General features: G+C 54.3%; 10 protein-coding genes. 6 read left to right on the top strand and 4 right to left on the bottom strand.

Annotated elements, in window-relative coordinates; genetic code table 11:
- From KQJ18_RS07845 to hemC, 3 genes are all read right to left on the bottom strand, one after another.
- On the bottom strand, positions 1-530 hold a 530-nt coding region (locus tag KQJ18_RS07845; RefSeq protein ID WP_216421789.1), incomplete at its 3' end, for a uroporphyrinogen-III C-methyltransferase.
- 21 nt (positions 531-551) lie between these two features.
- A complete protein-coding gene (gene hemD / locus KQJ18_RS07840; protein WP_042314019.1) occupies positions 552-1,292 on the bottom strand; it encodes a uroporphyrinogen-III synthase in 741 nt (246 codons plus the stop codon).
- The gene (gene hemC / locus KQJ18_RS07835; protein WP_038634520.1) at positions 1,289-2,230 is read right to left on the bottom strand and encodes a hydroxymethylbilane synthase; all 942 of its coding nucleotides are present in this window, start codon (positions 2,228-2,230) and stop codon (positions 1,289-1,291) included. Before hemC ends, hemD begins: the two co-directional genes overlap by 4 nt.
- Before the next feature lie 394 nt (positions 2,231-2,624).
- On the opposite strand from hemC, the gene cyaA reads away from it, so the two are divergent.
- A complete protein-coding gene (cyaA, locus tag KQJ18_RS07830; protein WP_038634518.1) occupies positions 2,625-5,171 on the top strand; it encodes a class I adenylate cyclase in 2,547 nt (848 codons plus the stop codon).
- 76 nt (positions 5,172-5,247) lie between these two features.
- Here cyaA and cyaY read toward each other — a convergent pair whose 3' ends face one another.
- Positions 5,248-5,568: an iron donor protein CyaY gene (cyaY, locus tag KQJ18_RS07825; RefSeq protein WP_038634515.1), complete on the bottom strand. Its 321-nt coding sequence runs from the start codon at positions 5,566-5,568 to the stop codon at positions 5,248-5,250.
- 138 nt (positions 5,569-5,706) lie between these two features.
- On the opposite strand from cyaY, the gene KQJ18_RS07820 reads away from it, so the two are divergent.
- Genes KQJ18_RS07820 through yigB form a run of 5 tightly spaced genes read left to right on the top strand, consistent with a single transcriptional unit; the run spans position 5,707 to position 9,102 of the window.
- Positions 5,707-5,910: a lipoprotein gene (locus KQJ18_RS07820; RefSeq protein WP_032940199.1), complete on the top strand. Its 204-nt coding sequence runs from the start codon at positions 5,707-5,709 to the stop codon at positions 5,908-5,910.
- A gap of 48 nt (positions 5,911-5,958) precedes the next feature.
- On the top strand, positions 5,959-6,783 hold the full coding sequence (gene dapF / locus KQJ18_RS07815; protein ID WP_038634512.1) for a diaminopimelate epimerase: 825 nt from the start codon (positions 5,959-5,961) through the stop codon (positions 6,781-6,783).
- A complete protein-coding gene (locus KQJ18_RS07810; RefSeq protein WP_038634510.1) occupies positions 6,780-7,487 on the top strand; it encodes a DUF484 domain-containing protein in 708 nt (235 codons plus the stop codon). Before dapF ends, KQJ18_RS07810 begins: the two co-directional genes overlap by 4 nt.
- On the top strand, positions 7,484-8,386 hold the full coding sequence (gene xerC, locus KQJ18_RS07805; RefSeq protein WP_038634507.1) for a tyrosine recombinase XerC: 903 nt from the start codon (positions 7,484-7,486) through the stop codon (positions 8,384-8,386). The genes KQJ18_RS07810 and xerC overlap by 4 nt, the downstream gene beginning before the upstream one ends.
- Positions 8,386-9,102, top strand: a complete 717-nt coding sequence (gene yigB / locus KQJ18_RS07800) for a 5-amino-6-(5-phospho-D-ribitylamino)uracil phosphatase YigB (RefSeq protein WP_069325085.1) — start codon at positions 8,386-8,388, stop codon at positions 9,100-9,102. Before xerC ends, yigB begins: the two co-directional genes overlap by 1 nt.
- The last annotated feature ends 6 nt before the right edge of the window (positions 9,103-9,108 follow it).

The raw sequence follows: 9,108 nt of genomic DNA, 5'->3' as shown, positions 1-9,108 counted from the left end.
AAGCTCGGGTCGTTCATATCCGCCAGACTGGCGTCGGCGCTTTTCAGCAGCGCCGCGGCGGTGGTAACGTCCTGATCGCTCCATAATTTACGACCAGCCAGTTTTACCAGAAAATCAGCCTGCGCCAGCAGCCATGTCCCAGCATCGCTGCCGGAGATAGTGGCGACTTTTTGCTGTACTTCATCAAGCTGTTTGACCAGCGCGGCTTGCTGGCGAGTGGCTTCATCAAGCTGCGTTGCCTGCTGTTTAATGATGCCTTCCAGCTCAGCTTTTTGGTTTTCTTGCGCTTTTTGCAGCGCCGTCAGCTGGTTCGCCAGCGCATCGCTGGTTGCCGTCTGCGTTGTTGCCTGCTGTTTCCCCCAGCCATACAGACCCACACCTGCTGCCAGCGCAATAGCAATCGCCACCGCGCTCAGAATCAGCGCCGTGCTGTTGTTACCCTTTTTTTCAGTATTGACTGGCTGTGCTGTGGTTTCCACGGCCTCCCTGGTCTCTTCAACCACGGCGGAGGATTTTTCTTGTTCCGTCATTATGGCATCCCATTATGAGAGTTATTGTAATGCGCGTAGTAGCGCATCGTTGTCGGCGTTATCAGCGACCTTAATATCTTGCCAGCCCAGTTCCCGGGCGAGGTGCGCCAGACGCTCACTGACGACCAGCAGCCGACAGCGTAGTAACCAGTGCTCACGATACCACTGCGGAATGAGCGACCAGAGCTGTTGTAACATCTCACCGCTGGTGACCACCACCGTGGTCACGCCGCGAGATTGCCAGCGCATTGCTTCTTCCGCACCATCGTAATTTTTTGCACTGCGTTGATAACATTCACAAAAATCAACATCGGCTCCGCGCGCCGTCAGGGTTTCACCTATCAGTTCCCGACCGCCGTTACCGCGTAAAATAAGCGCGCGTTTTCCCGCAATATTTTGTAATTCAGGTAATTGTAGCAAGACTTCGCTGATTTCCCGATCCAGAGGATAGTGAATATTGCAGCCGCTAACAGTATGCAGTGCCAGCGCCGTTGTACGACCAATGGCAAAATAATGCGGAAGGGAAGGCCAGCTTTTCCCTTGTTGCTGAAGTTCGGCATCGGCAAAGGTGACAGCGTGCTGCGAGAGGGCAAAAACCAGATCGTTATCCGTCAGCGCCGACAGTCGGGAGGCGAGTGTTGCCAGTTCCCGACCCGGGGAAAACTCGATGAGCGGAAAACTCCAGGCCACCTGCCCCAGTGTGCGCAGACGGCTCACTAACTCTTCCCCTGCGGGAGACGGGCGGGTGACCAGAATACTCATGCGGGTGCTTCTCCGTTATAAACTTCAGCCAGAATGGCGCGCGCACCATTCTCCAGGAGCTCTTCTGCCAGAGAGATGCCCATCTGTTCAGCATCCTGCGCGGCGCCGCGACGTTCCCCGCATACCATCTGCGATCCGTCAGGCGCGCCGACCAGCGCGCGTAGCCAAATCTCACCGTTGATGAGTTCGGCATAACTGCCGATAGGCACCTGACATCCCCCTTCGAGGCGAGTGTTCATGGCGCGTTCGGCTGTTACGCGTAGCGCGGTCTCTTCGTGGTTGAGCGGCGCTAACAACGCCTGAGTACGCATATCGTCCAGTCGGCACTCTATGCCGACGGCGCCTTGCCCGACTGCGGGCAGGGAGACTTCCGGCGGCAGTGCGGTACGGACTCGCGACTCAAGCCCTAAACGTTTTAACCCAGCGACCGCCAGAATAATGGCGTCATAATCGCCGTTATCCAATTTGCCGAGACGCGTACCGACGTTGCCGCGCAGCGAACGGATGACGAGATCCGGGCGACGCTTTGCCAACTGGCACTGGCGACGCAAACTGGATGTCCCGACAATACTACCTGCGGGAAGGTCATCCAACGTGTTGTACTTATTTGAGACGAAAGCATCACGCGGATCCTCTCGCTCGCAAATGGTGACCAGTCCAAGACCGTCAGGGAATTCAACCGGCACATCCTTCATGGAATGCACGGCGATATCGGCGCGTTTTTCCAGCAGCGCGACTTCCAGCTCTTTAACAAACAACCCTTTCCCCCCGACCTTCGCCAGCGGGGTATCAAGGATCACATCGCCACGGGTTACCATAGGAACCAGTTCCACGATCAGACCGGGGTGATTTGCCATTAAGGCGTCTTTGACATAATGTGCCTGCCAGAGCGCAAGGGGGCTTTGGCGTGTGGCAATTCTCAAAACATTGTCTAACATGCTTGTTACCGTCATTATCAATCATTGACCATCCTAACATCCTTATCAAAGGGATGTCAGCGTTACGCTCAAACGTAAGTGAGAGGAAAAGCTGCTGCATCATCAGTGGCAGTGAATAATGACGAGAAACCTTCCGACCGTATGAAGGAATTTACACGTAACGAACGGTGCTACACTTGTATGTAGCGCATCTTTCTTTACGGTCAATGAGCAAGGTGTTAAATTGATCACGTTTTAGACCATTTTTTCGGCTGTACCGCACAAAAAAATACGGGCGAAAAACAGGTAACGGTTATTTTTGACATACGGTTTATCCGAATTGATGACGATTATTGTGAGCGCTTGCGCCGCAGTAATCGACAACATGACGGATAGCAACATCAGGCGATACGTCTTGTACCTCTATATTGAGACTCTGAAACAGAGACTGGATGCCATAAATCAACTGCGTGTGGATCGCGCGCTTGCTGCCATGGGACCTGCTTTCCAGCAGGTATACAGTCTGCTGCCGACATTATTGCACTACCACCACCCTCTGATGCCGGGTTACCTCGATGGTAACGTTCCCAAAGGCATATGCTTTTACACGCCTGATGAAACCCAACGCCACTACCTCAACGAACTCGAACTGTACCGCGGTATGTCACCGCAGGAACCTCCCAAGGGCGAACTGCCGATCACCGGCGTTTACTCAATGGGCAGCACCTCTTCGGTAGGGCAAAGCTGTTCTTCCGACCTCGATATCTGGGTCTGCCACCAATCCTGGCTGGATAGCGAAGAGCGCCAGCTGTTGCAGCGTAAATGTAGCCTGCTCGAAAGCTGGGCCGCTTCGCTGGGCGTGGAAGTCAGTTTCTTCCTGATTGATGAAAACCGTTTCCGTCACAATGAAAGCGGCAGTCTTGGTGGTGAAGACTGTGGCTCGACGCAGCATATCCTGTTGCTTGATGAATTCTATCGCACCGCTGTGCGCCTCGCGGGCAAACGTATTCTGTGGAATATGGTGCCGGGCGACGAAGAAGAGCATTACGACGATTACGTCATGAAGCTCTACGCGCAGGGCGTATTAACGCCAAACGAATGGCTGGATCTCGGCGGACTCAGTTCGCTCTCCGCCGAAGAGTACTTTGGCGCCAGCCTCTGGCAGTTATACAAAAGTATCGATTCCCCGTACAAAGCGGTGCTGAAGACGCTGCTGCTGGAAGCCTACTCCTGGGAATATCCCAATCCTCGCCTGTTGGCGAAAGACATTAAACAGCGCCTGCACGATGGCGAGATCGTCTCTTTTGGTCTCGATCCCTACTGCATGATGCTGGAGCGTGTGACCGAATATCTCACGGCGATCGAAGACCCGACGCGCCTGGATTTAGTGCGTCGATGTTTCTACTTAAAAGTGTGTGAGAAACTGAGCCGCGAGCGCGCCTGCGTGGGCTGGCGTCGTGAAGTATTAAGTCAGTTAGTGCAAGAATGGGGCTGGGACGAAGCCCGTCTGACAATGCTGGATAACCGCGCTAACTGGAAGATTGATCAGGTACGTGAAGCGCATAACGAACTGCTTGATGCGATGATGCAGAGCTATCGTAATCTGATCCGCTTTGCGCGGCGCAATAACCTCAGCGTTAGCGCCAGTCCGCAGGATATCGGCGTGCTGACCCGTAAGCTGTATGCCGCGTTTGAAGCGTTGCCGGGTAAGGTAACGCTGGTGAACCCGCAAATATCTCCGGACCTCTCAGAACCGAACCTGACCTTTATCCATGTGCCGCCGGGCCGCGCCAACCGTTCGGGTTGGTATCTCTACAACCGCGCGCCAAATATGGATTCGATCATCAGCCATCAGCCACTGGAATATAACCGCTACCTTAACAAGCTGGTGGCGTGGGCCTGGTTCAACGGTCTGCTGACATCGCGTACGCATTTGTTTATTAAGGGCAACGGTATTGTTGATTTGCCGAAGCTGCAGGAAATGGTCGCCGATGTATCGCACCACTTCCCGCTGCGCCTGCCGGCACCAACGCCGAAAGCGCTCTACAGCCCGTGCGAAATTCGCCATCTGGCGATTATCGTTAACCTTGAATATGACCCGACGACCGCATTCCGTAATCAGGTGGTGCATTTTGATTTCCGTAAGCTGGACGTCTTCAGCTTTGGCGAAGAGCAAAATTGCCTGGTAGGGAGCGTCGACCTGCTGTACCGCAACTCGTGGAATGAAGTACGTACGCTGCACTTCAACGGCGAGCAGGCGATGATTGAAGCGTTAAAAACGATTCTGGGCAAAATGCACCAGGATGCCGCGCCGCCGGATAGCGTCGAAGTGTTCTGCTACAGCCAGCATCTGCGTGGGTTAATCCGTACCCGCGTGCAGCAACTGGTTTCTGAGTGTATCGAGCTGCGCCTTTCCAGTACCCGCCAGGAAACCGGGCGTTTCAAAGCGCTGCGCGTGTCTGGTCAGACGTGGGGACTGTTCTTCGAGCGTCTGAACGTATCGGTACAGAAACTGGAAAACGCCATCGAATTCTATGGGGCGATTTCACACAACAAACTGCACGGCCTTTCCGTCCAGGTTGAAACGAACCACGTGAAACTCCCGTCGGTGGTGGATGGCTTTGCCAGTGAAGGGATCATTCAGTTCTTTTTCGAAGAAACGGGCGATGAGCAGGGCTTTAATATTTATATCCTGGATGAGAGTAACCGCGCGGAGGTGTATCACCACTGCGAGGGAAGCAAAGAAGAGCTGGTACGTGATGTCAGCCGCTTCTATTCATCGTCGCACGATCGCTTTACCTACGGCTCCAGCTTCATCAACTTTAACCTGCCGCAGTTCTATCAGATTGTGAAAACCGACGGACGTGCGCAGGTGATTCCGTTCCGTACCCAGCCGCTCAACCCGGTCCCGCCAGCTAATCAGGATAACGACACGCCGATGTTGCAGCAGTATTTCTCCTGAGGCTTTTCGCCCGGTGGCGGCTACGCCTTACCGGGCCTACTGTAGGCCGGATAAGCAAAGCGTATCCGGCAAAAAATCAACGGAAGCTCACCTCTTCACCCGACTGCTGCGTTGCCGCCTGCTCCAGCAAATCCCAGAACGTTTCGCCGCTACGGTCGCAGATCCACTCGTCGCCTTTCAGGTCAAAGTGGTAGCCGCCTTGTTTGGTTGCCAGCCACACCTGGTGCAGCGGCTCCTGACGGTTAATAATGATTTTGCTGCCGTTTTCGAAGCTGATGGTCAGCACGCCGCCGTTGATCTCACAATCGATATCGCTGTCGCCGTCCCAGTCATCCAGACGCTCCTCAATGGTCATCCACAGGGTGTCGGCAAGGCGATGAAATTCACTGTCGTTCATTTTCTTATCCTGTTTTTCGTGATGACGGCAGTATAACCTGAAACAAAACGCGTTGCAGATTACAGGCTAACTCTTGCTTTTACGCCTTCTCCTGCGATGATAGAAAACAGAAAGCATGAACTTTACAGGCAATCCATAATGAAAAACGTGTTAAAGCCACTCGCTGTCATTTTAACTCTGTTCAGCCTGACGGGCTGTGGGCTAAAAGGCCCGCTCTATTTCCCGCCAGCAGATAAAACCGCGCCGCCTCCGACCAAGAGCGTTCAGCCGCAATCGCAATCCACCACGCCCGAGAAAAACGATCGTGGGATCAGCGACGGCCCTTCTCAGGTGAATTACTGACGGCAGGAATAGATTTACATTTCTGTACCCGCGTGAACGGAGTGAATGATGCAATTCTCTAAAATGCATGGCCTTGGCAACGATTTTATGGTCGTCGACGCGGTAACGCAGAATGTCTTTTTCTCACCAGAGCTGATCCGCCGCCTGTCCGACAGGCATCTCGGCGTTGGGTTTGATCAGTTGCTGGTGGTTGAACCTCCGTATGATCCGGAGCTGGATTTCCACTACCGTATTTTTAATGCCGACGGCAGTGAAGTGTCACAGTGTGGCAATGGCGCCCGTTGTTTTGCTCGCTTTGTTCGCCTGAAAGGGCTGACCAATAAACGTGATATTCGCGTCAGTACCGCGAATGGTCGTATGGTGTTAACCGTAACCGACGACGAACTGGTGCGGGTGAATATGGGGGAACCCAACTTTGAACCTTCGCAGGTTCCGTTTCGCGCCAACAAAGCAGAGAAGACCTATATTATGCGCGCGGCCGAACAGACAATATTGTGCGGCGTGGTTTCAATGGGGAACCCACACTGCGTGATTCAGGTTGATGATGTTGATACGGCCACGGTGGAAACGCTGGGACCGGTGCTGGAAAGCCACGAACGCTTTCCTGAACGCGCCAACATCGGCTTTATGCAGGTGGTAAAGCGCGAGCATATCCGGCTGCGCGTCTATGAACGCGGGGCGGGTGAAACGCAGGCCTGCGGCAGCGGAGCGTGCGCCGCTGTTGCGGTAGGTATTCAGCAGGGCCTGCTGGCAGAAGAGGTGAGGGTGGAGTTACCTGGCGGTCGACTTGATATCGCCTGGAAAGGTCCGGGTCATCCGCTGTATATGACTGGCCCGGCGGCACATGTCTACGACGGATTTATTCACTTATGAAGCAACCAGGGGAAGAACTACAGGAAACGCTCATGGAGCTCGACGATCGGGCGGTCGTCGATTACCTGCAACGTAATCCTGAGTTTTTTATCCGTAATGCCCGGGCAGTTGAAGCGATGCGCGTCCCACACCCTGTGCGGGGCACGATCTCTTTAGTTGAATGGCATATGGCGCGGGCACGTAATCATATTAATGTGCTTGAAGAGAACATGGCGTTATTGATGGAACAAGCCAACGCCAATGAAAGCCTGTTCTATCGTCTGCTAAATCTGCAAAGTCGCCTGGTGTCGGCCAGCAGTCTTGACGATATGCTGATGCGATTTCATCGCTGGGCGCGTGAGCTGGGGCTGGCCGGCGCGACGGTGCGTCTGTTTCCGGACCGGTGGCGACTTGGCGCGCCATCCAAATTTACGCATCTGGCATTAAGCCGTCAGGCCTTTGAACCGTTGCGTATTCAGCGTCTGGGGCAGTCGCAGCACTATCTTGGGCCACTCAATGGTCCGGAATTACTGGTTATGATGCCGGAGGCGAAAGCGATAGGCTCGGTGGCGATGTCGATGCTGGGGCAAGATGGTTCCCTGGGCGTGATGCTATTCAGCAGCCGTGACGTTAACCATTACCAGCAGGGGCAAGGTACACAATTACTGCAAGAAATCTCGCTGATGTTGCCGGAGCTGCTGGAGCGCTGGATTGAACGCGTATGACCGATTCACCCCTTTCTCAGGATGTGGCGCGCTTTTTGCGCTATCTGGGCGTTGAGCGCCAGCTTAGCCCTATCACGCTACTCAATTATCAGCGTCAGCTTGATGCCATCATCGCGTTAGCCGGAGAAACCGGTCTGCAAAGCTGGCAACAATGTGACGCTGCAATGGTACGCAGCTTTGCTGTGCGCAGCCGTCGTAAAGGGCTGGGAGCGGCGAGTCTGGCATTGCGTCTCTCTGCATTACGCAGTTTTTTCGACTGGCTGGTTAATCAGGGCGAGCTGAAAGCCAACCCGGCAAAAAGCGTTTCCGCGCCGAAAGCGCCACGCCACTTACCTAAAAATATCGACGTCGATGATGTTAATCGTCTGCTGGATATCGATCTCAACGATCCCCTTGCCGTGCGCGACCGGGCGATGCTGGAAGTGATGTACGGCGCGGGACTGCGTTTATCTGAACTGGTTGGGCTGGATATTAAACATCTCGATCTCGACACCGGCGAAGTGTGGGTGATGGGCAAGGGCAGTAAAGAACGTCGTCTGCCGATCGGCCGCAATGCGGTGGCGTGGATTGAGCACTGGCTGGATCTGCGCGGTTTATTTGGCGGGGATGACGATGCGTTGTTCCTGTCTAAACTGGGCAAGCGCATCTCTGCGCGTAACGTGCAGAAACGCTTTGCGGAATGGGGTATCAAACAGGGGCTGAACAGCCACGTCCATCCCCACAAATTGCGCCACTCTTTTGCGACGCATATGCTGGAGTCGAGCGGCGATCTGCGCGGAGTGCAGGAGTTATTGGGTCATGCCAATCTCTCCACTACTCAAATCTATACCCATCTTGATTTTCAACACCTGGCTTCAGTGTACGATGCGGCGCATCCGCGCGCCAAACGGGGGAAATAATGCGTTTTTACCGGCCTTTGGGGCGTATTTCTGCGCTCACCTTTGACCTTGATGACACCCTTTACGATAACCGTCCCGTTATCACACGTACCGAGCAGGAAGCGCTCGCGTTTGTACAGAATTATCATCCGGCGTTGAATTCGCTGCAAAATAGCGACCTGCAGCGCTTACGTCAGGCCGTTCGTGACGCCGAGCCGGAAATCTACCACGACGTTACCCAATGGCGTCACCGCGCCGTAGAACGCGCTATGCTGGAGGCTGGTCTGTCAGCGGCAGAAGCCTTGATGGGGGCGAATGCGGCGATGATGAATTTCGCCAAATGGCGTAGCCGCATTGATGTTCCGCAGGCGACACATGACACGCTGAAGGCGCTGGCCCGCAAATGGCCGCTGGTGGCGATCACCAATGGTAACGCGCAGCCGGAACTGTTTGGTCTGGGTGATTATTTTGAGTTTGTGCTGCGCGCCGGTCCCGACGGGCGCTCAAAACCGTTCAGCGACATGTACGCGCTGGCAGCGGAAAAACTGAAAATGCCGGTAGGTGAAATTCTGCATGTGGGTGATGACCTGACGACAGACGTTGCAGGCGCTATTCGTTGTGGTATGCAGGCTTGCTGGATCAAACCGGAAAATGCCGACCTGATGCAAACCGCAGACAGCCGTTTGCTGCCGCATATTGAAATTTCACAGTTGGCATCTCTGACCTCGCTGATATAATCACCA

Origin of the sequence: Citrobacter sp. S55_ASV_140 (assembly GCF_018919505.1) — a bacterium.
Lineage (GTDB): Bacteria > Pseudomonadota > Gammaproteobacteria > Enterobacterales > Enterobacteriaceae > Citrobacter > Citrobacter werkmanii.
The sequence above is the reverse complement of the archived record's forward strand: the minus strand, read 5'-3'. Positions and strand labels throughout refer to the sequence as shown.

Excerpts from the sequence above, each read along its gene's own strand:
- hemD (WP_042314019.1), bottom strand. The coding sequence starts at position 1,292 with ATGAGTATTCTGGTCACCCGCCCGTCTCCCGCAGGGGAAGAGTTAGTG.
- hemC (WP_038634520.1), bottom strand. The coding sequence starts at position 2,230 with ATGTTAGACAATGTTTTGAGAATTGCCACACGCCAAAGCCCCCTTGCG.
- cyaY (WP_038634515.1), bottom strand. The coding sequence starts at position 5,568 with ATGAACGACAGTGAATTTCATCGCCTTGCCGACACCCTGTGGATGACC.
- KQJ18_RS07820 (WP_032940199.1), top strand. The coding sequence starts at position 5,707 with ATGAAAAACGTGTTAAAGCCACTCGCTGTCATTTTAACTCTGTTCAGC.
- dapF (WP_038634512.1), top strand. The coding sequence starts at position 5,959 with ATGCAATTCTCTAAAATGCATGGCCTTGGCAACGATTTTATGGTCGTC.
- KQJ18_RS07810 (WP_038634510.1), top strand. The coding sequence starts at position 6,780 with ATGAAGCAACCAGGGGAAGAACTACAGGAAACGCTCATGGAGCTCGAC.
- xerC (WP_038634507.1), top strand. The coding sequence starts at position 7,484 with ATGACCGATTCACCCCTTTCTCAGGATGTGGCGCGCTTTTTGCGCTAT.
- yigB (WP_069325085.1), top strand. The coding sequence starts at position 8,386 with ATGCGTTTTTACCGGCCTTTGGGGCGTATTTCTGCGCTCACCTTTGAC.